General features: G+C 63.4%; 23 protein-coding genes. 14 read left to right on the forward strand and 9 right to left on the reverse strand.

Annotated features, from left to right (window positions below):
* Nucleotides 1-191 precede the first annotated feature (191 nt).
* Both JWS14_RS42355 and JWS14_RS42360 read left to right on the forward strand, forming a co-directional pair.
* Nucleotides 192-1,556, forward strand: coding sequence for an MFS transporter (locus tag JWS14_RS42355; protein ID WP_167118211.1), 1,365 nt, complete (start codon nt 192-194; stop codon nt 1,554-1,556).
* Nucleotides 1,553-2,341: a hydroxypyruvate isomerase family protein gene (locus JWS14_RS42360; RefSeq protein ID WP_167118208.1), complete on the forward strand. Its 789-nt coding sequence runs from the start codon at nt 1,553-1,555 to the stop codon at nt 2,339-2,341. The genes JWS14_RS42355 and JWS14_RS42360 overlap by 4 nt, the downstream gene beginning before the upstream one ends.
* Before the next feature lie 30 nt (nt 2,342-2,371).
* Here the strand turns inward: JWS14_RS42360 and JWS14_RS42365 are convergent, their stop codons facing one another.
* The gene (locus JWS14_RS42365; protein ID WP_167118205.1) at nt 2,372-3,124 is read right to left on the reverse strand and encodes a GntR family transcriptional regulator; all 753 of its coding nucleotides are present in this window, start codon (nt 3,122-3,124) and stop codon (nt 2,372-2,374) included.
* A 170-nt stretch (nt 3,125-3,294) separates the two neighbouring features.
* Between JWS14_RS42365 and JWS14_RS42370 the strand changes: the two genes are divergently transcribed.
* From JWS14_RS42370 to JWS14_RS42380, 3 genes are all read left to right on the forward strand, one after another.
* Nucleotides 3,295-4,215, forward strand: coding sequence for a glutamate cyclase domain-containing protein (locus JWS14_RS42370; RefSeq protein WP_167118202.1), 921 nt, complete (start codon nt 3,295-3,297; stop codon nt 4,213-4,215).
* Nucleotides 4,216-4,287: 72 nt separating this feature from the next.
* Entirely contained in the window at nt 4,288-5,127 is an 840-nt protein-coding gene (locus tag JWS14_RS42375; RefSeq protein WP_206016924.1) for an alpha/beta fold hydrolase, read from the forward strand.
* Nucleotides 5,128-5,148: 21 nt separating this feature from the next.
* Nucleotides 5,149-5,598, forward strand: a complete 450-nt coding sequence (locus JWS14_RS42380) for a RidA family protein (RefSeq protein ID WP_167118196.1) — start codon at nt 5,149-5,151, stop codon at nt 5,596-5,598.
* 598 nt (nt 5,599-6,196) lie between these two features.
* Here JWS14_RS42380 and JWS14_RS42385 read toward each other — a convergent pair.
* Nucleotides 6,197-7,072 (reverse strand): helix-turn-helix domain-containing protein, encoded by an 876-nt coding sequence (locus JWS14_RS42385; RefSeq protein ID WP_206016406.1) that lies wholly within the window; start codon nt 7,070-7,072, stop codon nt 6,197-6,199.
* A gap of 175 nt (nt 7,073-7,247) precedes the next feature.
* Here JWS14_RS42385 and JWS14_RS42390 point away from each other — a divergent pair, with 175 nt between their 5' ends.
* The 3 genes from JWS14_RS42390 to JWS14_RS42400 are packed head-to-tail and all read left to right on the forward strand — an operon-like array spanning nt 7,248 to nt 9,327.
* Nucleotides 7,248-8,051, forward strand: a complete 804-nt coding sequence (locus tag JWS14_RS42390) for an SDR family oxidoreductase (protein ID WP_206016407.1) — start codon at nt 7,248-7,250, stop codon at nt 8,049-8,051.
* Nucleotides 8,051-8,557 (forward strand): SRPBCC family protein, encoded by a 507-nt coding sequence (locus JWS14_RS42395; RefSeq protein WP_206016408.1) that lies wholly within the window; start codon nt 8,051-8,053, stop codon nt 8,555-8,557. The genes JWS14_RS42390 and JWS14_RS42395 overlap by 1 nt, the downstream gene beginning before the upstream one ends.
* Nucleotides 8,554-9,327 carry an SDR family NAD(P)-dependent oxidoreductase gene (locus tag JWS14_RS42400; RefSeq protein WP_206016409.1) on the forward strand — a complete coding sequence of 258 codons (774 nt, stop codon included), beginning with the start codon at nt 8,554-8,556 and terminating at the stop codon, nt 9,325-9,327. The genes JWS14_RS42395 and JWS14_RS42400 overlap by 4 nt, the downstream gene beginning before the upstream one ends.
* Nucleotides 9,328-9,571: 244 nt before the next feature.
* On the opposite strand, the gene JWS14_RS42405 is transcribed toward JWS14_RS42400, so the two are convergent.
* The 6 genes from JWS14_RS42405 to JWS14_RS42430 are packed head-to-tail and all read right to left on the reverse strand — an operon-like array spanning nt 9,572 to nt 15,637.
* A complete protein-coding gene (locus JWS14_RS42405) occupies nt 9,572-11,155 on the reverse strand; it encodes an AMP-binding protein (RefSeq protein WP_241031759.1) in 1,584 nt (527 codons plus the stop codon).
* Entirely contained in the window at nt 11,152-12,411 is a 1,260-nt protein-coding gene (locus JWS14_RS42410) for a bifunctional 3,4-dihydroxy-2-butanone-4-phosphate synthase/GTP cyclohydrolase II (protein WP_259376149.1), read from the reverse strand. The genes JWS14_RS42405 and JWS14_RS42410 overlap by 4 nt, the downstream gene beginning before the upstream one ends.
* A complete protein-coding gene (locus tag JWS14_RS42415) occupies nt 12,408-12,920 on the reverse strand; it encodes a flavin reductase family protein (RefSeq protein WP_095869937.1) in 513 nt (170 codons plus the stop codon). Before JWS14_RS42415 ends, JWS14_RS42410 begins: the two co-directional genes overlap by 4 nt.
* A 19-nt stretch (nt 12,921-12,939) precedes the next feature.
* The gene (locus JWS14_RS42420) at nt 12,940-13,776 is read right to left on the reverse strand and encodes a fumarylacetoacetate hydrolase family protein (protein WP_095869936.1); all 837 of its coding nucleotides are present in this window, start codon (nt 13,774-13,776) and stop codon (nt 12,940-12,942) included.
* On the reverse strand, nt 13,776-14,705 hold the full coding sequence (gene dapA / locus JWS14_RS42425; protein ID WP_206016410.1) for a 4-hydroxy-tetrahydrodipicolinate synthase: 930 nt from the start codon (nt 14,703-14,705) through the stop codon (nt 13,776-13,778). Before dapA ends, JWS14_RS42420 begins: the two co-directional genes overlap by 1 nt.
* Entirely contained in the window at nt 14,702-15,637 is a 936-nt protein-coding gene (locus tag JWS14_RS42430; RefSeq protein WP_206016411.1) for an ornithine cyclodeaminase family protein, read from the reverse strand. The genes dapA and JWS14_RS42430 overlap by 4 nt, the downstream gene beginning before the upstream one ends.
* A 201-nt stretch (nt 15,638-15,838) precedes the next feature.
* On the opposite strand from JWS14_RS42430, the gene JWS14_RS42435 reads away from it, so the two are divergent.
* The gene (locus JWS14_RS42435; protein WP_167118175.1) at nt 15,839-16,747 is read left to right on the forward strand and encodes a LysR family transcriptional regulator; all 909 of its coding nucleotides are present in this window, start codon (nt 15,839-15,841) and stop codon (nt 16,745-16,747) included.
* Between the two features lie 18 nt (nt 16,748-16,765).
* Here the strand turns inward: JWS14_RS42435 and JWS14_RS42440 are convergent, their stop codons facing one another.
* Complete coding sequence (locus tag JWS14_RS42440; RefSeq protein ID WP_206016412.1) at nt 16,766-17,911, reverse strand: LLM class flavin-dependent oxidoreductase; 1,146 nt, start codon at nt 17,909-17,911, stop codon at nt 16,766-16,768.
* Nucleotides 17,912-18,181: 270 nt separating this feature from the next.
* Between JWS14_RS42440 and JWS14_RS42445 the strand changes: the two genes are divergently transcribed.
* The 5 genes from JWS14_RS42445 to JWS14_RS42465 are packed head-to-tail and all read left to right on the forward strand — an operon-like array spanning nt 18,182 to nt 23,364.
* Nucleotides 18,182-19,453, forward strand: a complete 1,272-nt coding sequence (locus JWS14_RS42445; protein WP_206016413.1) for a cytochrome P450 — start codon at nt 18,182-18,184, stop codon at nt 19,451-19,453.
* Nucleotides 19,454-19,459: 6 nt separating this feature from the next.
* Nucleotides 19,460-19,663 (forward strand): ferredoxin, encoded by a 204-nt coding sequence (locus tag JWS14_RS42450; RefSeq protein ID WP_167118166.1) that lies wholly within the window; start codon nt 19,460-19,462, stop codon nt 19,661-19,663.
* Between the two features lie 2 nt (nt 19,664-19,665).
* On the forward strand, nt 19,666-20,865 hold the full coding sequence (locus JWS14_RS42455) for an NAD(P)/FAD-dependent oxidoreductase (protein WP_206016414.1): 1,200 nt from the start codon (nt 19,666-19,668) through the stop codon (nt 20,863-20,865).
* 13 nt (nt 20,866-20,878) lie between these two features.
* Nucleotides 20,879-22,267 carry an MFS transporter gene (locus tag JWS14_RS42460; protein ID WP_206016415.1) on the forward strand — a complete coding sequence of 463 codons (1,389 nt, stop codon included), beginning with the start codon at nt 20,879-20,881 and terminating at the stop codon, nt 22,265-22,267.
* Nucleotides 22,264-23,364, forward strand: coding sequence for a cupin domain-containing protein (locus JWS14_RS42465; RefSeq protein WP_206016416.1), 1,101 nt, complete (start codon nt 22,264-22,266; stop codon nt 23,362-23,364). The genes JWS14_RS42460 and JWS14_RS42465 overlap by 4 nt, the downstream gene beginning before the upstream one ends.
* Nucleotides 23,365-23,384 lie beyond the last annotated feature (20 nt).

A 23,384-nucleotide genomic window follows, 5' to 3' on the forward strand; every position in this document is an offset into this window, starting at 1 on the left:
TTGAAGTCATCTCTGTTCATTCGCATCGAAGTAGATGGGGTCGAAACCTGTTCGGGGGTGAAAGTTTCGAGCGCGTTACGTTTGAAAAATTCTCGATTGCCCCTTGCGCTTACCTGAAATATACGAGAAGTATATGGGATCGGCAAGGGGCTGAACCTGCACGCAGAACGTGCACGACGAGAGGAGACGTCATGGGCGGACAATCGACCGTGTCCAAGACGAACAACGCACGAAGAGTTATGTACAGGGCGTACGCAGCAAGTGCTACCGGTACAGCGCTGGAGTGGTACGACTTCGCCATCTACTCGGTGGCTGCCGCTCTGGTCTTTCCAGAAGTTTTCTTCCCTAACAGTGACCCCACTGCGGGCACCCTTCTCGCGTTCTCGACCTACGCCGTGGGTTACATCTCAAGGCCCGTAGGAGGCTTCGTCTTCGGGCGCCTCGGCGATGTGATCGGGCGAAAGCACTTGCTGGTCGTCACATTGATCATCATCGGTGCCACTACCTTCCTGATCGGATTGCTGCCCGGTTACGCGACTCTCGGCATCGCGGCACCAATCGCGCTCGTCGTGTTGCGGTTCGCCCAGGGTGTCGCAGTGGGTGGTGAGTGGGGTGGAGCGGTATTGCTGTCCAGCGAATACGGCAACCCGAAACGTCGTGGACTTCTAGCCTCGGCCGCGCAGGTCGGAACTCCGATCGGCAACCTCATGGCCAACGGTGTGCTCGCTCTATTGGCGGTTGTCCTGACCGACGAACAATTCACGTCGTGGGGATGGCGAGTTGCGTTCCTGCTGTCGGCCGTCCTCGTCGGCTTCGGTCTCTGGATACGCATGAAGCTGGAAGACACTCCGGTGTTCCAAGCGCTGAGCGAAAGCGGAGAGCGCCCGGAAGCGCCGGTCGCGGAAGTTTTCGGCACGGAGCGACGTGCACTGGTTGCTGGAATACTCACGCGAATCTGCCCAGATATCACGTTCGCGTTGTTCTCGGTCTTTTCGATCACATACGGAGTTCAGAAGCTGGGCTTCAGTCGCAGCGAGGTGCTGGTGGCCGTGATGGTGGGCTCCGCCGCGCAAATCGTGTTCACACCCGCTGCCGGCGCGTTATCCGACCGCGTCAACCGCAGACTGATGTTCGGAGTCGCGACCGTCGGCGCGTTCGTGTGGTCGATCGCGTTCTTCGTGATCGTGCAGGACGGCTCACTGCTCCTCATGATTGTGGGTGTCGTCGGCGGCTTGGCCTTCCATTCACTCATGTACGGCCCGCAGGCTGCGTTCATTTCAGAACAGTTCAGCGTCCGACTTCGCGCCACCGGATCCTCCTTGGTGTTCAGTTTGTCCGGAATCGTGGGCGGCGCGCTGGCGCCTCTCATCTTCACGTATCTGTTCACCCGAACCGGCAGCTGGGACTTGATCCCGGTCTACATCGGCATCGCCGCTGCATGCACTATCACCGGTCTCGCCATCGGCAGAAACCCCGACCGCGAAGAGGAAAGTCATTATCTTCCGCTGGAGAGAGAACCTGAGGGCTTTACTGGGCGAGTCGAGGCATTCGAATGACTTCTGTCGCGCCGGCGTTTCGGTTCGCTGCGAACCTCAAGTGGCTGTTCACGGAACTCCCCTTCGAGCAGCGCTTCACTGCCGCCGCCGACGCCGGGTTCACCGGAGTCGAGTACGCATCTCCGTACGAGTACTCGCTGAAGGAACTCACGAAATACTTGGCCGACTCGGGCCTTGAGCAGGTGCTGATCAATACTCCGGACTCGAACCTGCGGTACGGCACCGCATGCACTCCTGACGCTAGGCGAGTGTTCCGGACAGACTTTTCGACGGCGTTGGACTACGGGGTCGAATTGGGCACCGGCATCATCCATGTCAGGGCCGGCGTTCGTAGGCCTGATGTATCGAAAGATTCCGCGATAGCGACCTATGTCGAGAATCTCGCCTGGGCGGTGGAGCGGTCAGCGTCGACGGGCATCACGCTCGTCATCGAGTTGATCTCTCAGCAAGAATCCCCGGGATTCGTACTCGAATCGCTCGACGAGACAGCGGCGGTAGTGAACGCAGTCGGACACCGCCGAGTGGGTGTTCTCTTCGACGTCTACCACTGTCGAACAGACGGCGGCGACGTCGTCGACGACCTGGCGCGGATGATGCCCTTCGTTGCGCATGTGCAGATCGCCGACAGCCCGGGGAGATCCGAACCCGGAACGGGCTCCATCCCATGGGTCTGCGTGTTCGAGCAACTACGCCGGCTGCAGTATCAAGGGTGGATCGGATGTGAATACGCGCCCAGCCACGACACCGTCGAAGGTCTGGTGTGGCGAGAGGCCTTCACAGTATGACGACGGTGATCGACAGCAGGCGCGTGGGCCTTAGGACTTCGGAACGAGAAGGTCGTCCGTCCGTATGTCGATGTCGAAAGGCTGGACCGTTCCGGTCTTCAGTATCTGAATCAACCGGTCCTGTGTCTTGGTCGCGTGAGCCGGGCACAGCGTGCGAAGCGCGTCGCGATCGCCGCGGCGGACCGCGTCGATGATGGCCTCGTGTTCGCTGAGGTTCTCGTCGAATCGTGCTTCGTGCAGTTCCGAGTCTGCGGCTTCCAGTTGGTAGAGAAGCACGTTGAGACGGCGGACGTGTCGGTGGGTCGAATGCGCGAAGTCGTAGATGAAGCTGTTGTCGATGGTGCGGTGCATTCTCAGGTGGAATCGCTGATTCTGTTCGGTGATCTCCAAGTACTGGCGCTGGTTCACCTTTTCGCGATACTCGGCCTGAATGGCAGTCAGATCGGGCACCAGCGCCGCGTCGTCGAATCGGCACAGGTTTCCCACGACGGTCTCCGCCAACTGGTGGGCGGTGACGATCTCGCGGATCTCTGCGAGGTCGAGTTTGCGAACGAAGGTGCCGCCTCGATTCGGAGCGATCTTGACGAATCCCTCGGCGGCCAGTCGATTGATCGCCTCGCGCGCGGGGGTACGGCCGAAGCCGTAATTGCTCAGGAGCAATCTCTCGTCGATTCGACTCCCCGGTGCAAGTTCCAGGTCGATGATGAGTGATCGGATTCTCTCGACAACGCTGTCGGTCTGAGACGCAGACGAGGACTCGCCATCCGTCAGTTGATTCGTCATTTCGCTCCCCCGTCCGAGGATAGATACTGGGCTACTGGGTCAACCCACGAATATACGTTCTGCATACTTCCTGGTTACAAGGAGCGTAGCGCTTGATCGCGTAAACCCTTGTAACGACGAACACCGATCGCTACAGTAAATATACGTTACATATACAGATGGAGGTTGACGTGGACAGTTCGATCACTCGCATCGAAACCATCGTCGGTCGTACAGTCCGCCGGGACATCACTCGCCTGGTGAAGTTCGCCGAAGGAAACCTGCAACGCGCGGCTGAATCATTGGCCAACACCCCCACGCCGCACGTCGGAATCGTGTGCGGATTCTTCGTCCGTCACGCCGAACCGCCATCACCGGAGACGGACGGTCTCAATGGCATGGGTCAGCTCGCAGCAGGACTGATCGAAGCCGGAATCCCGGTCACCGTGATCACGGATGCCCCATGCGCCAAGGCGGTGTGGGCCGTCGTGGAGGCCTTGCCGGCCAAGGTCGACCTCGAGATCGTGGCAGTCGATCCCGCCGCCGTCCGCGCCCTGCGGGCACGCCTGGAATCGGCAGAACACCCGCTGTCCCACATCGTCGCTATCGAGCGATGCTCACTGGGGTCCGATGGCAAACCGCACCGCGAGCACGGTTGGGACATCTCGCAGGACACCGCCCCACTCGACTATCTCTTCGAAGACGACGGTTGGACCGCTCCCTGGGTGAGCATCGGCATCGGTGACGGTGGGAACGAAATCGGAATGGGTGTTCTACCAAAAGATATCGTCGAAAACGACATCCCCAATGGCTCACTCGTAGCAGCACAAACCAGCGCCGATCATCTGATCGTCTCCGGCGTCGCGAACTGGGGCGCATACGGCCTGCTAGGGGCACTTGCCGTACTACGCACGGACCTTACAGCCAAACTGCTTGCGCATTTCAACGCCGCGAACGAGGAGAAATACCTGAGCGAGGCAGTGCACATCGGCCAAGCAATCGACGATAGCCGAACCGATCGGCTCGGCCAACTTCAGATGACCATCGATCGCCTGCCGCTCGATGATCACATCGCGATCATCGATGCCATCAACGACGTGATCTCCGCCTGATCGACCAAGGCAGAATAACCTTTTGAATCCCGGAGGCAATCCAGAGTGAAACCCGTAGAACCGCAACACCACATGGTGTGGGCAGACGACATCCGATTTCACGTCGTCGAAGCCGGCGAGGGCCCAACGATAGTGCTGGTCGCAGGGTACCCACAGAGTGTGTACGCATGGAGGCGAGTGATTCCCCTACTCGCCCAGAACTATCACGTCATCGCACTCGATCTCCCAGGCCAGGGAGACTCCGACAAGCCGCTAGGTGGATACGACACCAAGACGACGAGCGCGCGGGTGCGAGCCCTGATGAGCGCGATGAATCAGGAACGCTACCTATTCGTCGGACACGACATCGGATCCTGGGTCGGTTACGCCTATGCCCACCAGTTCGCCGACGACCTGCGTGGCCTCGTCCTGCTCGATGGAAACATTCCGGGAGTTACGCTGCAGCCGACTCTAACGCTCGGGCCGGACAATTGGCGCAACTGGCACTTCCTGTTCAACCCGATCGCGGACCTACCCGAGGCGTTGCTCGCCGGACGCGAGCGAATCCTGATCGAATGGTTCTTCAGTCGCAAGACAGCGAACTGGAGGGCGACGTTCAGCCGGGAGGACATCGACGAATACGAGCGTGTCTACCAAGCGCCGGGCGGCACCCGGGGGATGCTCGGGTACTACCGCGCGGTGCTCGAGGACATCGAGCAGAACTCATCGCTGATGACGACGAAGATTGCCGTGCCAGTCTTGGCGCTCGGTGGCGAAGTCGGCTCTGCACCCGATCTCTTCGAACGTATGAAACCACTCGGCACCGATGTGCGAGGCGGGCTCATACCGCGATCGGGCCACTACATCCCAGAAGAGGAACCCGAGGCACTCGTGCGCGAAATCTCCAGCTTTGCCTACACCCTTCCGCAATAGAAAGCCGAACCGATAAATATCATGAGCGCTTCCACTGTCGACTCGACAGTCAAATCAGAGCAGCCCAGTAGCAATATCCGCCCACTGGTGGTCCATCGGGGCGTGGCCTACCTCAGCGGTCAGCTTCCCAGGGAAGACGGCCGACTCGTCCACCGTGGAAAGGTAGGCGATGACATCGATCTGCCAACGGCTCAGGCCGCGGCGCGCCTGTGCGCCCAGCTGAGCCTCGACACGTTGCAACGCGAACTAGGTCCTGCCCACAAGCTCGCCCGCCTCCTGAAGATCACAGGGTACGTCTCGTCCACATCGGACTTCACCGAACAAGGCAAGGTTCTCGATGCCGCATCGGAAATCTTCATCAACGAGTTGGGCGATCGAGGAACCCACGCACGCAGCGCCATCGGTGTCGCGCAACTTCCTCACGGCGCATGCGTGGAAATCGAATTGATTGTGTCGGTGGAAACAGCATAGTCACCCGTGCCGAATGCCTGCCGTGACCTCGTCGTTGTCTGGACGACGTCACGGCCGGCACATCAAATGGGCTATCACGTCAACTGGGCGACCCACCGTCTCACGTCGTCCGCAGTCCGAGAAATCGCACTGAGCGTGTCGCCGGAGTTCTCCACTCGGAATTGTCCACGCCATTGGTGCGGTAGCAACTTGCCCGGCGTGGGGCGTCTCTGATCACATCGCCGCCACGCGCCGCGCTCACGCTGCACCGACCGGGATCTGCACCCTCGACGCCACGACAGTGTGCGCTCCACCTGGGCGGTTCCACCGATCACCGCACACCAGATGCGCTCGCGACGAATATTCCAGCCACGGCATGTCCCCGTCCGTCAACACGATCACCACATGCGGCGCGGGAGGCGCACGGTGTCGTCGGCGAACTCGAGGAGTTCCTGCCCCGCTGAGGCCACCACCGACCTACTCGGCAATCTTCAGACACCCCGGGGACCGGCATCTGAAAGCGCGCAGACCGCACCCGGAGGGGTGGACGCGTGCTCTGTGGCCGTGGCGCCCACCCCCCTCCACCCGAACAAATCTTGTGCGGGTGGCCGGGACGTGCTCACCCAGTGCGTTCTGTGAGGGCATACGTGCCGGCGACTCGCAGCAAATCGAGTCGTTGAGCGTCGACGCTGCCCGCATCAGCGCTGTAGGCGACGATCTTCAGATCTTCCCCAGGAACCAGGAGTACGTCGCAATCGACCGTGACGTTGCCGACTGAGGGATGCTGGATCGTTTTGCGATCAGTGGCGTGCACTGCCGCTGTCCCCCCTGCCCACAGCGTGGCAAAGCGCGGACTTGCCTTTCTCAACTCTGCGATGAGGGAGGCCAGTTGTGTGTCGTCACTGTAGTTGGCCGATGCTAGACGGAGGTCTGCTACAAGGGCCGCCTCCATTTCTTCCGATCCTCGCTCGGAGTGGACAGGCCATGGGGTCGCCCGCGTTTCGGCTTTGCCCTTGCCGAGGAAGGTGGCTCGAACGAGATTGCGTTCGGTTGTCGGCCTGTCGAGCGGGTCTCCGAGAAGCAGCGCCCCGAGGGCAGTCCAGTACAGGAGCGTCCAGTCGGCGGAATAGATCGCGAGAGGAAGTTCCCCGAGCCGTGCGACGAGTCTCTGCACTCCGGGCGGCACGTGGGAGGAGATAGTTCTGCTGGCTGGAGGTAGAAGACCCGCGAGCCGGTAGAGGTGATCGTGCTCGGTTCGGTTGAGCTGTAGGCTCCGGGCGAGCGCGGCAACTACCTGCATTGATGGGTTACGTGCTCGTCCTTGTTCGAGTCGTACCACGTAGTCCACGGACACGCCGGCTAACGCAGCGAGATCCTCGCGCCGTAAACCATGCGAACGGCGTTGTCGACTGTCAGGAAGTCCCACATCGGCGGGCTGAAGCCGGTCTCGCCATGTGCGCAGGATCTGGCCGAGCGAGTTGTCGTTCGTGGTCACCGCTCCATTGTCTTCCTCTTCTTCCGCCCCGTCGTGGTACTGCGAGTCCTACCGCCGAGCAGGGCACTGGTTGTCATCGCGTTGCCGGTCGACGATATAGCCGTTCCCACTTCACATCGCTCGAGGTCGCACAGTCACGAACTCGGCATCTACTGCCCCACTCGGAGGAACGTCCATGGAGAACTCGACTCGGGATTACCCGTCGGCGCGGCCGAGCGGGCCACTGAACGGGAAGGTCGCGATAGTGACCGGAGCACCCCGCAGCATCGGGCGAGCAACCGCACAGGCACTGACCGACGACGGTGCATCCGTTGTCGTGCACTACAGGAGCCGCCGCGACGAGGCCGAGGAAACCGTGGCGTCGCTTCGATCCCGGGGCGCACAGGCACTCGCAGTCCGAGTCGATCTCACTGAAAGCTCCGAGGTTTCAGCACTCTTCGCGGCGACAACGGCTCACTTCGGCGGTGTCGATATCATCGTCGCGAACGCCGGCGTCACTGCACCCCTCACCTCCCTCGCCGAAGTCACGAACGAGGAGTTCGACCGGCTACTGGCGGTCAACACCCGCTCGGTCTTCTTCGTGCTCCGGGAGGCCGCGAGAACAATCCGCGACGGCGGCCGGATCATCAACATCACCTCCAGCACGGTCAAGTTCACGCCAGCCGGGTTCTCCGCATACGCAACCACCAAAGCCGGCGCGAACGCGACAGTCGGCGTGCTCGCAAACGAACTCGGCAACCGAGGTATCACAGTCAACTCGATCATGATCTGCCCAGTGGCTGCCGGATTCCTCGCCCCAGACTCCGAAGTCGTCGCGGGAGCACCGACAGGCATGATGGAATCGCTCGCCGCGGCCGCGCCCATGAGGCGACTCGGGCACCCCTCGGACATCGCGGGCATCGCGGCATTTCTCGCGACCCCCACCGCCGGCTGGGTCAACGGCCAAATTCTCCTGGCCAACAATGGCGGATCGATCTGATGCCGATGCGCATTCATCACGATCTCGCTGCCATCATTCACGCATCCGCAACGGAGGTATGGGCACTGGCCGGCAACTTCGGCAACATGTCCTGGCATCCCACTGTCACCGTCTGCACCATCGTCGACGGTGCCGCGCAAACCCCCGGCGCAATCCGCGAGATTCACCTCCAAGATGGCTCACGCATTCTCGAGCGCCTTGGCGAGCTGGATCACCAGGGCCGGAGTTTCACCTATTCCTTCGTCGGGACTCCTCCGATTCCGGTGAGCGCCTCCCACACCTCAGTCACCGTCACCGCACTCCCGGCCGGGCCGGACGCCCGCACGCTCATTGCCTGGCACGGCGAATTCGAAGTCGCCGATGACGCCGCGCGGACAACCGTCGAACACCGCAACTGCCAGATCGTCTGGCCCTCCACCGTTGATGCTCTCGCATCGACCCTCGGCGTCGAGTACTCACTCGACGTCCCCTCGCAAGGAAACACGAAAGGCAACGCCACGTCATGACCACCACCACTACCGGGATTCTCACCGGCAAAGCAACCCTCATCATCGGCGCCAGCCAGGGCATCGGCGCAGCCGCCGCCCGCCACTTCGCAGCCGAAGGAGCGCGCCTCGTGCTCGGAGCACGAAACCTCGAAGCCACGACAGCTCTACGTGACGAGTTGCGCGCACAGGGCCACCACGTCGAATCCCTCTTCGTCGATGTCACTGACGGTGACACGATCGCGGCCGCGGTCGCTCATTGTGTGGAGACGTACGGCCGGCTCGATGCAGCGTTCAACAACGCCGGCTTCAATACGCTGGAAAACTTCCACGACTACAGCGACGAAGATTATGACCGCGTCCTGGCGGTCAACCTCAAAGGCACGTTCTTGTCGATGCAGCACGAGATCCGAGCGATGCTTGCTTCGGGAGGCGGATCCATCGTCAACACGAGCAGCGTAGGTGGATTCGTTGGTAACTTCGGAATTGCGCCCTACATTGCGGCGAAGCACGGTGTTATCGGTTTGACCAAGGCGACAGCTTTCGAGTACGGCCAGAGCGGGATCCGCATCAACGCCATCGCGCCGGGATCCACCGCCACCGAGATGCTCATCGGCGGGCTCGCGCAGACGCCCCCCGACATCGCCGCAAAGTTCAATACCGCCAGCCCGATGAATCGAATGGGTCGACCTGAGGAGATTCCTCCCGCGGCGGCCTGGCTGCTTTCCGATCAGGCCAGTTTCGTCACCGGCATCACAATGCCCGTCGATGGGGGGTACCTCGTTCCGTAGCTTTCACGTCTTGTGAGGAGGCCGCATCCACGAATGCGGCCTCCTCCCTGAGCGGTTACCCTCGCACGGCTATTCGGCGACCTGGCACTATTGGCGCCGTCCCGGCAGATCGCCGCTGGCACACTCAGCAGGCCCGCTCCCTTGGGTCACCGTCCGGTGTGCATCTCGCAGGGCGGCGCACGCCGCGCTGCTTACCTTGGTTGGCGACACATGGGCAGCATCGCGGAATCGGTTGTGAACAGGTTCAGGTGCTCGCCCGCAGATCCACCTGCAGCACCTGTTCGTCTCCCGGTGCAATAAGCCCCCGGAGAACGTGTTTGAGTATCTTCCCCGTTCCGGACTTGGGCAGTTCGCGAAAGTAGATTTGTTTGGGTGTCTTGAAGCCTGCGAGTTGGGTACGTGTGTAGGAGATGAGGTCTTCGGTGGACACGTCCGCGCCTGGCCGCAGCGCGACGACAGCCACCGGAACTTCGCCCCATTTCGGATCAGCGACGCCGATGACGGCCGCCTCGGCGACCGCGGGATGGGAGGTGAGTACGTGTTCGACTTCGACCGTGGCGATGTTCTCTCCGCCGGAGATCACGATGTCTTTTGCGCGGTCCCGGATTTCCACCGATCCGTCGGGGTGCATGACGCCGAGGTCGCCGGTCTTGAACCATTCGCCGATCCGGGCGGCCTCGGTCGCTGCGTCGTCGTTGTAGTAGCCCAGCATGACGGTGTTCCCTCGGACAGCGATCTCCCCGAGAGTTGTGCCGTCAGCGGTGACGTCGGCGATCGGGGCGCCGTCTTTCTTGCCGACGGTGTCCAGGACCCTGATTCCTGTGCCGACCATGTTGGAGTTGCCCTGGACAGCCATTGCTTTGGAGAGATCGGTATGGCTGAGGGTGTTCCATTCGGGGCGTGGTTCGTTCACCACAGCAGGTCCGAAGGTTTCGGTCAGACCGTAGAGGTGGGTGGTGTGGATGCCGAGTGCGGTCAATTCGGACAACAGTGTGGGGGACGGCGGCGCTCCCCCGATTCCCACCTCGACGATTCTGCCGAGAGGCCCGTTGTCTGCCTCACGATGTTGTGTGAGGTTGGTGAGGACGGTGGGAGCGGCGTTGAAGTGGGTGATGCCCCCGCTGCGCAGATGGGCCCATACTGTGTCGGGGTCGGGGCGATCGAGACAGACCTGTGTTCCTGCCGCGGCGGTGATTGCCCAGGGAAAACACCAGCCATTGCAGTGGAACATCGGCAGGGTCCACAGGTAGACGGTGTCGAGGCCGAGTTTGGCGTGGTGGGTTATGGCAAGCGCCTGCAGGTAGGCGCCGCGGTGGTGGTACATGACGCCCTTGGGCCGGCCGGTCGTGCCGCTGGTGTAGTTCAGCGAGATGAGGCTGCGTTCGTCCTCGACCGTGCGCGCGTGTTCGGGTCCGTCCGCGTCCAGGACCTGTTCGGCAGCGAGGGTCCGGATGCCGAAGGATTCTGCGGCGGCGCTGAATTCGTTATCGACCAGAATGAGTGATGCGCCGGAGTGTTGGACGATGTACTTCAGTTCCGGTGCGGCCAGGCGGTGGTTGAGGGTGACGAGCACGCCGCCGGCCAAGGGAACGGCGAAGTGCGCGAGCAGCATCAGCGGGGTGTTCGAGGCCAGGACGGCGACGCGGTCGCCCGGTTTGACTCCGTGGCCTGCGAGTGTGCCGGCCATGCGGCGGGCGGTGACCGCGAACTCGCCGTACGACCACGACTGGGAGTGGTAGGTCATGGCGGTGCGATCGGCGTGGATGGCCTCCGCGCGTTCGAGAAAGTTCAGGGGTGTCAGGACCTGATCGCCGAGATGAGCGGTCACAGCACGCTTCTTTCAGAGTCGGTGACATCGGGGATGTCGAGTACATGGCCCATACGGTCGCGTTTGGTACGGAGGTAACGGACATTGTCGGTGGTCGCGTTGGTCGAGAGCCCGACGCGGGCAAGGACCTCGAGCCCGTCGGTGGTCAATGCCGCACATTTGGCCGGATTGTTGGTCAACAGGCGCACTCTGACTACTCCGAGTTCCCTGAGGATGTGGGCTCCGACCGCGTACGAGCGGGCGTCGGCGGCGAGGCCTTGGGCGAGGTTGGCGTCCACGGTGTCCATCCCGCGGTCTTGCAGCGCGTAGGCGTGGATCTTGTGCGCCAAACCGATGCCACGGCCTTCGTGCCCCCGCAGGTAGATCACCGCGCCGCATTGCTCCTGACTGACCGCCATCAGTGCCTGCTCGAGTTGGCTGCCGCAGTCACACCGGGTCGAGGCGAGAATGTCCCCGGTCAGGCATTCGCTGTGCAGGCGCACGAGGGCACCGGATTCACTCTCGGCGGCCGCGGCCACGTCTCCCATCACCAACGCCAGATGCTCGACTCCGTCATCGCTCGACCGGTACGCGATTGCCTGGAACTCTCCGAAGGCGGTGGGCATGCGCGAGGTCGAGAGTCTTTCCACGGGTCCCGTTTCCGGATGCAGGGATTGCGCGAGGTCGGCGATGGTGACCATGGGCAGCCCATGGCTGTCCGCGAATCGGCGCAGATCCGGCCCCCGCCGCATCGAGCCGTCCTCCGCGACGATTTCCCCGATCACCCCGACCGGAGCACGGTCGGCGAGGGTGAGTAAGTCGATTGCGGCTTCGGTGTGCCCAGGCCGCTCCAGGACACCTCCCGGGCGCGAGCGAAGCGGGAAGACATGTCCGGGGCGACGGAAGTCACCGGGGACGCTGGTCGAGCGGGCGAGGGCGCGCACGGTCATCGCGCGGTCGCTGGCGGACACCCCTGTCCCGGCGCCGATGTGGTCGACGGTGACGGTGAAGGCGGTCTGGTGGGTGTCCGTGTTCACCGGCACCATCGGCGCCAACTCAAGCTGATCGGCTCGTTCGGTGGTCATCGGAACGCAGAGGATGCCGGTGGTATGGCGGACCATGAAAGCTATCTGCTCGGCGCTGACGGTGTCGGCACCGGCCACGAGGTCGCCCTCGTTCTCGCGATCTTCGCCATCGAGCACGACGACCATGCCGCCGGCCCGCAGCGCCGTGACGGCCCGGTTGACCGCGTGTTCGCCTGCCCGATCCGGGGTCACCGGTGCTCCTGGCCGAGCAACATGTGGGTACCGAAATCGCGGCGGAAGTAGGTGAGCGGCGATCCGTCGTGGGCGACCGCCTCACGAACCTCGCCCAACACGACGATGTGGTCTCCACCCTCTACGAAGGAGGACGCGTCACAGACCACCCAGCCCGGTGCGCCGGTCAAACGGGGAACACCACCGACCCGAGTCCACGGTGTGTCGGCGAATTTGTCGGTCCCCTTGCGGGCGAAGGCCGTTGCTGCCGCCGACTGGGCGCTACCGAGGATGTTGACGCCGAACCGTCTGCCGCGCTGAATGATTCCGAGGAGCTCGGAGGTCCGGTCGAGAGAGACCAGGACCATGGGGGGTGCCATCGACAAGGATGCGAAGGCACTGACGGTCGTTCCGTGCGGTCGATCACCGTCCATCGCCGTCACCACCGAGACCGGGGTGCAGACCGCAGCCATCACCTCCTTCAGTGATGCTGCGATGTCCTCGTGCGGTGTTGTCGAGCATGTCGTCATGTTCTTCCTCCTCGCTACGTCAGCGGATGTGGTTGACGAGTCGAGTGACGCCGGGGATGTCGATGGTCAGCACTTCCCCGGGCTGTAGGTATCTGGGCGGATCCTGCCGGTAACCGATCCCGGCCGGCGTGCCGGTGGCGATGATGTCTCCGGGGGTCAGCGTCGTCCATGTGCTGACATATTCGATGACCGAGGGAACATCGAACACCAGATCCGCGAGAACCCCGGCCTGTACCCGGTTGTCGCCGAGGTAGGTGTGTACTTCCAGGGCGTTCGGGTCGGCGATCTCGTCCGCCGTGACCAGCCACGGGCCGACCGACCCGGATCGGTCGAAGTTCTTTCCCGCTGTGGCCTGCGTTCCGTGGAGTTGGAATTCCCGGACACTGTTGTCGGCGAAGGCGGTGTAGCCCCAGACGTGGTGCGCCGCATCTCGGGCCCGAATGTTCCGGCCGCCGCGGCCGATGACGATCGCGATCTCCCCCTCCCAGTCCAAACTGTCGGACGCCGGCGTTCGTTCGACCGGCTCCATGTGCCCGACGAGCGACGAGGGGAAACGGACGAAGAACGTGGGATGTTGCGGCGGTTCCTTATCCATCTCGACGGCGTGGTTGTGGTAGTTGAAACCGACGCAGAGGATCCGCCGCGGATCGGTGACCGGCGGTAGCCAACGGGTGATCCGGTCGAGATCGATCACCGGGCATCGGTGGAGATCCTGATCCGTCAGAGCAGCGAATTTGTCGATGTCGACGTCAGCGGTCACCACACCGGTGAGCCCGGTCACGTCCCGCGGTCGGCCGTCTGCGTCGAGGACGACGGTCCGCGGATCACCGTCCTGTTCGACCGTTGCCAATCGCATCAGAAAGCCTTTTCTTCGGTGAGGATGGTCGAGGCCTGACCGAGGAGGGTCTCGATCCGGTCGATGCCCGTCGATGTGGGCGTAATCAGCGGGGACCGCATGTGCGGTGAGGCGATCCGTCCCTGCTGGTGCAGGACCCACTTGGCCGGTGCCGGATTGGTCTCCACGAACAGCAGGTCCACCAGCGGGTGCAGCGCGTAGTGAAGTGCGCGGGCACCGTCGTGATCACCGGATGTCCACAGTTCGTACATCCGCGCGACCGTGTGGGGGGCGATGTTGCTGACGGCGCTGACGAATCCGACACCGCCGAGTGCAAGCAGGGGAAGGCAGAGCAGTTCGATGCCGGACCACACCGAGATATTCTCTCCGGCTTCGTGAATCACCCGGGAGAAGTGTTCGAAGTCCTTCGTTGTTTCCTTGATACCGACGATGTTGTCGAAGTCCCGGTAGAGGCGGGCGACCGTGGAGGGGTCCAGTTCGACGGCGGTCCTCGAGGGAACGTTGTACATGATGATCGGCAGGTCCGGGAACTCCCCGGCGATGGTGGCGTACCACCGGTACAGCGCCTCTTGGGTGGGTCGCGCGTAGTACGGGGTGATGATCAAGGCCGCATCGGCTCCGGCGGCACGAGCGGCTGCGGTGATCTCGAGGGTTTCGTCCAGCTTGGCCGATCCGGTTCCAGGGATGAAGGGAACGCGGTCGTTGATCTCGTCGGCGACGACCTCGATCGCCTCGATCCGCTCGGCGACGGTCTGTGCGGCCGGCTCCCCGGTTGATCCACCGATCGACAATCCGTGCGATCCGGCCGCGATTTGCCACTGGACCAGTCGGCGCAGGCTTGCCGTGTCGAGCGCCCCGCTATCGGTGAACGGGGTGATCAAGGGTGCGATCGATCCGGTGATCAGTGCGGTGTCGGTGCGGAATCTCATGCCAGTACTCCTTCGCGATTGGTCGACTCGAGCACCGTTGCTGCCACCGCCAGATCGGCCAGACCCATCCCGAGTCCTTTGAAGATCGTCAAAACGGGGTGCAGCGGACGCACCACCGCACCGGTGAGAAGGTCGCCGAGGGTCTTGACGGGGGTCCAGTCCTCGCCGTAGTACTCGGTCAGCTCCCGGGATGATCGACGTGCGTTGGCGATACTGTCGACGACCGCCAGGTCGGCGTCGGCCAGCAACGCGGGATCGAACTCGGCGTTGCTCGGCAAGATCGCGCCGACGGCATTGAGGTGCGTTCCCGGGGACAACAGTCCTCGCGGGAGGAACGGTTCCGTCGCTCGGGTGATGAGGGTGACGATGGGGGCCCCGTCGACGGCCTCGGCGAGTGTGGGGGCCGCGACGGCGTCGATGCCGAGGTTTTCGCGCACCGTTGCCGCGAAACCGGTCCGGCTGTTCTCGGAGCGGCTCCACACCCGCACCCGGGTGATCGGTCGAACTGCACACACCGCAGCAACTTGTCCCAATGCCTGCCGTCCGCTGCCGATCAGGGCGAGCTCGGACGCATCGGGGGCACTCATCAGGCGTGTCGCCAGCCCGGAGACCGCCGCGGTACGCATCCCACCCAGCGCACCGGCCTCGAGCACCGCACGGGGGGTACCGGTAGTGGCGTCGAACAGCGTCATCAGCGCCGAGGCACCTGCCGGAGTGTTGACCCAGGTCTTGAACGCGACGAGGCCGGCGCCCTCGTCATAGGCACCGAGAGCGTGCGCGCTGCTGGCCGGCTCCCAGGTCGTCATCGTTTTCGGGATGTTGCGGGCGGTGCCGTCGACTTCACGGGTAATCGATCGGGTGACCGACTCGATGGCGTCGAAGATCGAGACCCTTTCGCGTACTTGCTGTTCCGTTATCCACGGTACGTTCATCGTGTTCCTTGCCAGTTGTGTGTTCGAGGGCGGACACACCCGTGCAATCGGTGCGCACGGGGTGTGTGGTCCTCATTCCCGCGGAACGGATCGGCGATCCATACCACTGAGGCTGTGATGCACCTAACAATAGAGATTCCGTGGTATAAAGCAAATATCAAGATATCGATACACGCATCACTGATTGCTTATAGAGGGACCATGGAAGCGCAACTGTCGCTCAAACGCCTGGAAGTGTTCCGGCTCGTCGTCGAGGAGGGAAGTGTTACGCGAGCCGCGGAAGTGCTGATGGTCGCCCAGCCGGCCGTCTCGGGACAGTTGAGGGCTCTCGAATCATGGCTCGGCGCAAAGCTGTTCGTCCGCCGCGGTAACCGAATGTTGTTGACAGAAGCGGGCGAACGCGCCAACCAGTGGGCGAAGGAGATGTTGGCCTCGGCGGCCCAGATCAGGCGCGACGTCGACGAACTCGGATCGGGGCGAGGCGGCGCCGCGTCCATCGCATCGAGCATGGCGGTGGGCAGCTACCTCCTCCCGCCGATTCTGTCCCGGTTCCAGCGCGGCCGGCCCGGTGCGGACCTCACCCTTTCCAGCTCGCAACCCAACGAAGCGTTGCGTGCGGTGGAAACCGGTGAGGCGGACTTCGCCGTCGTGACCTGGGATCAGCGGCACCTCCCGGACACCATGTCCTCCGACGTCATCCGCACCGAGCCGATCACCCTCTGCGCCGGGCCGGGCCTCGTCGCCTCGTCGAGGGCGCTGTCCCTCGACGAGGCATTGGCGCTGCCGTTCGTCGGCGCGCCGCGGGAGGTGATCTACCAACGCAACCTGATGGAACAGCTCACCCGGCTCAGCGATATCGAACCGAATTTCATCATCAGATTCGGGCATGCCGAACCGATGAAGCAGGCCGCCGCCGAGAACGCGTGGGCGATTTTCGCCCCGCGCTACGTCGTCGAATCCGACCTCGCCGCGGGCCGACTACAGGAGTTGGCCGTTCCCGGCCTCGAACTCACCGAGCGTATCGCGTTGCTGTGGCGGCGGGACAAGTTCTTCTCGCCACTGCAGCAAGCGGCCGTCGACGAGATCCGCGACGCTCTCCGATCCCGGTGACGCCGCGGTCACGCACTGTCACCACGACCAGTTCCGCTCCTGCGGCGGCGACCAGACTCCCGCTTCCCGCAGATACGGCAACACCGGTGAGAACGACTCCAGCTCCTGCGGACTCCACAGAGGAAAGTTGATCAGCACATTGGATGTCGCCGTGGTGCGCTTGAGCGAAATGATCTTCTCCGCGACCTGTTCGGGGGTTCCGATCAGCTGCAGAACCGAGCCGGCACCGCCGAACGCGCGGGTGGCTTCGCCCTCCCCCATCTTCTCGTACATCGACCGCGAGGATTCGATCGATCCGAGCACATCAGCGGCGATCTCCTTGGTGGCCTCGACGTTGAGAGTCTGCAGCAGACGCGCATATTCCTCCTCGGCCTCGCCCTCGTTCGGGCGCACGATCGCCATCGAGAACGGACACGTTCCCACCGCTCGTTTACTACTTTCGGTCAACGCAGCCAGCCGACGATCGACCTCACGCACCAACTCCTCGGTGTTTGCCAACGTCACCAACTGATCGCAGAACCGTGCAGCGAACTCGGCGCCCGCCGGAGACGCGCCCGCACTGACCAACAAGGGGTGCGGATCCTGCACGGGCCGGGGACTTTTGATCCGTCCCGTCACGCGGTAATACTTGCCGTCGACGTCGATGGGTTCGTGCTCGGTCCACAATCTTTTGACGATGTCGACGAATTCGGCTGCCATGACGTAACGCTCGTCGTGGTCGATGAACGGCTCCCCGAACAGTGCCGCCTCGTCGGCACTGAATCCCGTCACCACGTTCCAGCCCCACCGCCCGTCGCTGAACGCATCGAGCGTGGCGCCCATTCGAGCGACATGAGCGGGCTTGTGGTGAGTGGTGTGGAACGTGGAGATGACGCCGATGCGCTCCGTCGTTGCCAGCAGAGCCATGGCCAGCAACGGCGCGTGATACGCCGGCGACTGGTGCCCGAACCCCTCGGCGACACGTTGGTGCCCGGACCAGTTGTCAGCGATGAACAAGGAATCGAAGCCCACCCGTTCGGCCGCTTGGGCGAGTTCGCCCAGGTTCGCTTTCGTCATCGCCGGTGTTCGCCGAGCAGCTTCGTCCGAGTACAGGAAATTTGTCTTTCCACTGGGAAAGAAGTACCCGAGGCTCAGCTGCGAAGGGTCTTCGGTTCTCGGCTTCATGGTGGTCCTCTTCGAGTGCTGCGCGGAACTCCCCGCACAAAGGTGGATAGTGACCGCAATCACACTATCGTTCCCGCGACATAAGGCAAGGATCATCTTTCTGATGAATCCATAAGAAGGCGGTTATTCGCTTGACGATCTGCGGAATAAGTGGCGACTTATGCCCTTATCTCCAATTCGGTAATTGTTTATATAGCGGTGCGCTCTTAGTGTGACCTGGAGCACTGATTTCGAGGCGGGGCCGTCGCGAGCCCACGAAAGGACCGGACCATGTCCACTATCGGCACGGGAGACCGGATACCGCATTGCCCGGTGTCGGAAACTATCACGACCAACACAGCCGAGGGCGAGCAAATGACTTCGCCGACCGGAGGATTCGAATTCGATCACCTGAGTCCGGGTTGGAATGACACGACCCTCTGGGACGCGTACGAGCGCTTGTTATCCGCCGGCGCTGCGACCTACTCGCCTCTCCACGGCGGATACTGGATCATCAGTCGCTATTCGGAGGTCAAGAAGGCGCTTCGTGACCACGAGACCTTCTCCTCTGCCTCTGGTCACCGGATCCCGATGGTGGACGGCATGTCGTCGATACCGATCGACTACGACCCCCCGGTGCACACCCACTATCGGTCGTTGCTGACGCGAGCGTTGACTCCCGACTCGATACGTGATTTGCAGCCGTGGCTCACCTCGATGATCTCCGAGGTCGTCGCCGCGTTCTACCAGTCAGGTGGAGGCGACGCCGTGGCTGAGGTCGCACTGTCGATTCCGCTGCGCGTGCTCACCAAGATTGTCGGTTTCTCCCCGGCAACCGTGGCGCGCTTTCGCGAACTGACCGAGGACATTTGGAAGGACGGGACGGCCGAGTCTCAGCTTCGAGGCCGCGCGGCGCTGGTCGATGCCCTCGACCGCGACATCGACGAGCACCGCGCCCGTCGGCCCGACGACTACCTGACCTGGCTCCTCGATGCTGAAGTCGACGGACGCCCGATCGACATCGGAGAAATACACTCGGTGCTTCTGACGCTGGCTGTCGCCGGCCACGAGACAACCCTGAATTCGGTGAGCACCCTGCTGTATCTGCTGGCATCGGATTTGCCCTTGCAGGAGCGGCTTCGCGCCGACCCCAGTGTCGCACCACGGTACGTCGAGGAGATGCTGCGGCTCCGTACACCTGCACAGATGTTCGCCCGCCGCACCAATCGCGCAGTCGATGTCGGCGATACCACCATCCCGGCAGGCTCGTGGGTACTGCTTCTCAATGCCGCAGCCAACCGCGACCCCCACCAGTTCGAGCACCCCACGGCGTTCGACATCGACCGTTCCGCACGAGGCCACTTGGCATTCGGGTGGGGCATTCATCAATGTGTCGGATCTGCACTTGCCCGATCCGAACTGCGCATCCTTCTCGAAACCCTCTGCCAGTATCCGCCGATCACGCTGGCGGCCGACCCCGCCTTCACGGCCATCGAGGCCGGGACACATTTCGGATTACGAAAACTCCCCCTGGCTTTCATCGACGCTGCACCCAGGAGCTGAAGCACTATGACACCGCGCATCCACATCGACACCGCGGCCTGCAATGGCTACGGAAACTGCCTGGTCGCCGCGCCCGACGTCTTCGACCTCGACCCCGACACCAACATCGCTTTCACCCAGCCCGGCCACCCCACGGAGGCAGACCACGACAGCCTTCGTGAAGCCGAAGCCGACTGCCCCGTCCGGGCTATCCGAATCTCCGAGTCCTGACCATGAACGCCGGAGCCACCACCGTCATCGTCGGCGCCTCCGTCGCCGGAATCCGAGCGGCGGCGGCGCTACGACACAACGACCCGCACCGCCGCATCGTCCTCGTCGACGGTGAAGACGAAGATCCGTACGACAAGCCACCACTGTCGAAGGCGGTGCTGTCGAACACCGACCTCCCGTCACCGACCCTGACCGACCACATCGGACACGGCATCGATTACCTCCGGGGAACACAGGCCGTCGCCGTGGATCCAGCGGCGTCGACACTCACCCTCGGCGACGGGAGCGTCATCCGCTACGACAGCGCCATCCTCGCCACCGGCTCCGCACCCCGCCACCTCCCCCAGCTCGCCGGGATACCGGGCGTGCACTATCTCCGAACCCTCGCCGAGGCGACTGCACTGCGCAACGACCTGCGTCGCCGCCCACGCGTCGTCGTCATCGGCGGCGGATTCATCGGTTCCGAAGTCGCCTCCAGTGCGCGCGAACTCGGCCTCGACGTCACCATCATCGAGGCCGGACCACGGATCGCGGCCCGGGTGCTGCCGGAACCGGTCTCCCACGCGCTGGCGGCACTACACGCACAACATGGCGTGAGCGTGCGATGCGGAACCGCCGTGCACGGTGCGTCCTATGACGCAGATCGGCGAGCCGTCGAGTTGAACCTCGACGACGGGGACACCATCGTCGGCGACGTAGTGGTGGTGGGGATCGGGACCACGCCCTGCACCGACTGGGCGGCCGACTCCTCGCTCCCCATCCGGGACGGCTTCGTGTGTGGCCCCGACCTGCGGGTGAAGGGCACATCGAACCTCCACGCCATCGGTGACGTCGCCCGCTGGTTCAACCCCCGCTACGGCGAGGAGATGCGAGTGGAGCACTGGACCAACGCCCGCGAGCACGCCGGGATCGCCGCGCACAACATCGGGCATCCGCACTCACCACGCCACGCGGCGACGGTGCCGTTCCTCTGGTCCGATCAGCACGGCACCCGGATCCAGCACGTGGGCGACCCGAACCTGACCGCGGTGGACGTCGACGCAGTGCACCTTTCCCACTCCGCTCGGGTGTTCACCTATTCGCGTGACGGAATCACGGTGGGGGCCACCGCCTTCAATGCCCAAGGCGCCCTAGCGAAGATCCGCAAACAACTGGTCGACCAGCGTGCAGCCGTGCTGCACGCCGACCACATCTACCACTGAACGAGGACGTGCCATGACCGCACCGCCCACCGATCGTCCTGACCCGAGCACGAGCACGCCGCTTCCCGGCAGCCCCGCCGAAACGCCCACCAGTGCACTGCGGCAACGGCGCAGCCTGATCGGTGTCACACTCGGCAACGGACTCGAAGTATTCGACTGGACCTGCTACGCCGTCTTCGCCCCCTTCTTCGCCAAGGCACTGTTCAACCCCCAGAACGCCACCTCCGCACTGCTGTCCACCCTGGTGGTCTTCGGCGTGGGATTCGCGATCCGTCCCTTCGGCGGACTCCTCTTCGGGTGGATGGCCGATCGATTCGGCCGCAAGCACTCACTGCTCGTAGCGATCGCGTGCGCGTCGACCGGGATGCTCCTCATCGGTCTCACACCGACCTACGCCTCCGTCGGTGTTCTCGCCGGCGCAGTCCTTCTCGTCGCTCGACTGCTGCAAGGCCTCGCACACACCGGGGAAGTCGCCGCCGCCTACACCTACATCGCCGAAGAAGCACCTCCCGCCCGTCGAGGCCTGTGGTCCTCCTCGATCTATGTATCCGGATTCCTCGCGATCATGGCCGCCACCATCATGGGCGCCCTCCTGACCACCGCTCTCAGCGAGCACCAGATGGCCACCTGGGGTTGGCGCCTGCCATTTCTCCTCGGAGCCGCCCTCGGCCTGGTAACCCTCTTTCTCCGCCGCGGGATGGAAGAAACCCACGCCTTCACATCCGCCACCGCGGCCCCCACCCGGAACGCCAGCCCGAAACGATCTGTCTTTGCGAATCTGTGGACCTACCGCGCCTCCGGGACCCGCGTGTTCCTGCTCATGGCATCGGTCACCGCCATGTTCTACGCCTGGGCAGTGAGCGGACCCACCTGGGCAATCTCCGTCGCCCACCTCGACCCCACGGCAGCGTTGTGGGCCGGCGTGATCGCGCTCGCCGTCGGCGCCTCGGTCCTACCGCTGCTCGGTTCCCTGTCGGACCGTATCGGTCGACGCCGAAGCTTCTACATCTACGGCCTCGGCGTCGCCGTCACCGCCTTCCCCCTCGACCACCTCGCCCGACAAGGCGCATGGCAATTCGGTCTGGCCATGACGATCGCGCTCGTACTGTTCGCCTTCGTCGCCTCGATCCTGCCGGCGGTCCTGTCCGAACTGTTCCCGACCGGCGTACGCGCCTCAGGCATCGCCATGCCCTATGCGCTCTCGGCCGTCGTGTTCGGCGGAACCGCCCCCTACCTGCAGCAGTGGACCGCGCAACACAACGTTTCGTACCTGTTCGTCGGCTACCTGGCATCGGCCGCTCTCCTCGGCGCCCTCGTCATGCGGTTCACCCCCGAGACCGCCGGCATATCCCTCGAACCCACCACACCCGACAGCACCGATCCGATCCAGGAGAAGAAATGAGCCCGCACGCCCACCTGCTCGACAGTCGCCAGGCACCCCCATACCGGCGGGAACAATGGTCCCCGCTGATGATCAGCGCCGCCGAGATCGACACCGCCTTCACCGCACTCGAAGCCGGCGAACCCGATGACCGGGGCCGCCGCGAGATGCTGATCGTGCATCCGCAAGCGCCGAAAGGGGTCCGCGGCCTCGCCCCCGCCACACAGGTCAGCCTCGGTGTCCTCCTGCCCGGGGAATCCACCGTCCCCGTACGCGCCAACACCACCGGCCTGTCGATGTGTCTGGCCGGCAACGGCACGGTCAGCATCGGGGCCCGCACCATGCGCGTGGTCCAGCAAGACGTGTGGACCAAGCCGTCGATGAACCTCGAGGCGCTGGCCAACAACGGCACCACCGCCTTCAGGTATCTGCGCTACACCAACGCGGCACTGCTGGAAGCCATCTCTGCCTACTACGAAGACTTCGGCAGCACCGTCGAAACCCACGACCACGATGTCGTCTCGGCACCAGGACGCCGCGCGAAAGACCTCGCTCCCGCTATCGCGTTGGGCGATGACGGCAGCCAACTCCTGCCCTACGAACACATCATCGACCCCGACCCGATCACCGACTCCCCCCTCCTCTTCGCCTGGGCGAAGGTCAGCCAACACCTCAGCGGCGTCCTCGGCCTCAAAACCGGATACACGGGTCGGCCACTGTATTGCCTGTACAACCCCTCCACCGGACGCCTCAACGGCACCACACCCTCGTTCTTCGCCACCATCACCGCGATCGGTGGCGACTTCGCCGGCGGAACCCACCGGCACATGAGCTCCGCCATCAACTACCACTTCGCCGGCAACGGATACAGCATCGTCGAAGGCCAGCGCTTCGACTGGTCCGCAGGCGACCTGATGCTGTCCGCACCCGGATGGGCGGCGCACGCACACACCATCAGCGGTGAAGGAGCCCGCATCCTCACCGTTCAAGACCACCCCCTGCACACCTCCACGGGATCGCTCGTATGGCAAGAAGACATCGACAACGGTGAAGTCTTGGCCCTCGGAACACAAACAGGCTTCGAGACCAACCTCGCCGAGTACGCCACACAGCAATAGACCGCCCACACGACGTGCTT

The organism is Rhodococcus koreensis (assembly GCF_017068375.1).
GTDB lineage: Bacteria > Actinomycetota > Actinomycetes > Mycobacteriales > Mycobacteriaceae > Rhodococcus_F > Rhodococcus_F koreensis.

What these genes read in the sequence shown, in the direction of transcription:
- JWS14_RS42355 (WP_167118211.1), top strand. Translation starts at nt 192, where the DNA reads ATGGGCGGACAATCGACCGTGTCCAAGACGAACAACGCACGAAGAGTT.
- JWS14_RS42360 (WP_167118208.1), top strand. Translation starts at nt 1,553, where the DNA reads ATGACTTCTGTCGCGCCGGCGTTTCGGTTCGCTGCGAACCTCAAGTGG.
- JWS14_RS42365 (WP_167118205.1), bottom strand. Translation starts at nt 3,124, where the DNA reads ATGACGAATCAACTGACGGATGGCGAGTCCTCGTCTGCGTCTCAGACC.
- JWS14_RS42375 (WP_206016924.1), top strand. Translation starts at nt 4,288, where the DNA reads ATGGTGTGGGCAGACGACATCCGATTTCACGTCGTCGAAGCCGGCGAG.
- JWS14_RS42380 (WP_167118196.1), top strand. Translation starts at nt 5,149, where the DNA reads ATGAGCGCTTCCACTGTCGACTCGACAGTCAAATCAGAGCAGCCCAGT.
- JWS14_RS42390 (WP_206016407.1), top strand. Translation starts at nt 7,248, where the DNA reads ATGGAGAACTCGACTCGGGATTACCCGTCGGCGCGGCCGAGCGGGCCA.
- JWS14_RS42395 (WP_206016408.1), top strand. Translation starts at nt 8,051, where the DNA reads ATGCCGATGCGCATTCATCACGATCTCGCTGCCATCATTCACGCATCC.
- JWS14_RS42400 (WP_206016409.1), top strand. Translation starts at nt 8,554, where the DNA reads ATGACCACCACCACTACCGGGATTCTCACCGGCAAAGCAACCCTCATC.
- JWS14_RS42415 (WP_095869937.1), bottom strand. Translation starts at nt 12,920, where the DNA reads ATGACGACATGCTCGACAACACCGCACGAGGACATCGCAGCATCACTG.
- JWS14_RS42420 (WP_095869936.1), bottom strand. Translation starts at nt 13,776, where the DNA reads ATGCGATTGGCAACGGTCGAACAGGACGGTGATCCGCGGACCGTCGTC.
- dapA (WP_206016410.1), bottom strand. Translation starts at nt 14,705, where the DNA reads ATGAGATTCCGCACCGACACCGCACTGATCACCGGATCGATCGCACCC.
- JWS14_RS42430 (WP_206016411.1), bottom strand. Translation starts at nt 15,637, where the DNA reads ATGAACGTACCGTGGATAACGGAACAGCAAGTACGCGAAAGGGTCTCG.
- JWS14_RS42435 (WP_167118175.1), top strand. Translation starts at nt 15,839, where the DNA reads ATGGAAGCGCAACTGTCGCTCAAACGCCTGGAAGTGTTCCGGCTCGTC.
- JWS14_RS42440 (WP_206016412.1), bottom strand. Translation starts at nt 17,911, where the DNA reads ATGAAGCCGAGAACCGAAGACCCTTCGCAGCTGAGCCTCGGGTACTTC.
- JWS14_RS42445 (WP_206016413.1), top strand. Translation starts at nt 18,182, where the DNA reads ATGTCCACTATCGGCACGGGAGACCGGATACCGCATTGCCCGGTGTCG.
- JWS14_RS42450 (WP_167118166.1), top strand. Translation starts at nt 19,460, where the DNA reads ATGACACCGCGCATCCACATCGACACCGCGGCCTGCAATGGCTACGGA.
- JWS14_RS42455 (WP_206016414.1), top strand. Translation starts at nt 19,666, where the DNA reads ATGAACGCCGGAGCCACCACCGTCATCGTCGGCGCCTCCGTCGCCGGA.
- JWS14_RS42460 (WP_206016415.1), top strand. Translation starts at nt 20,879, where the DNA reads ATGACCGCACCGCCCACCGATCGTCCTGACCCGAGCACGAGCACGCCG.
- JWS14_RS42465 (WP_206016416.1), top strand. Translation starts at nt 22,264, where the DNA reads ATGAGCCCGCACGCCCACCTGCTCGACAGTCGCCAGGCACCCCCATAC.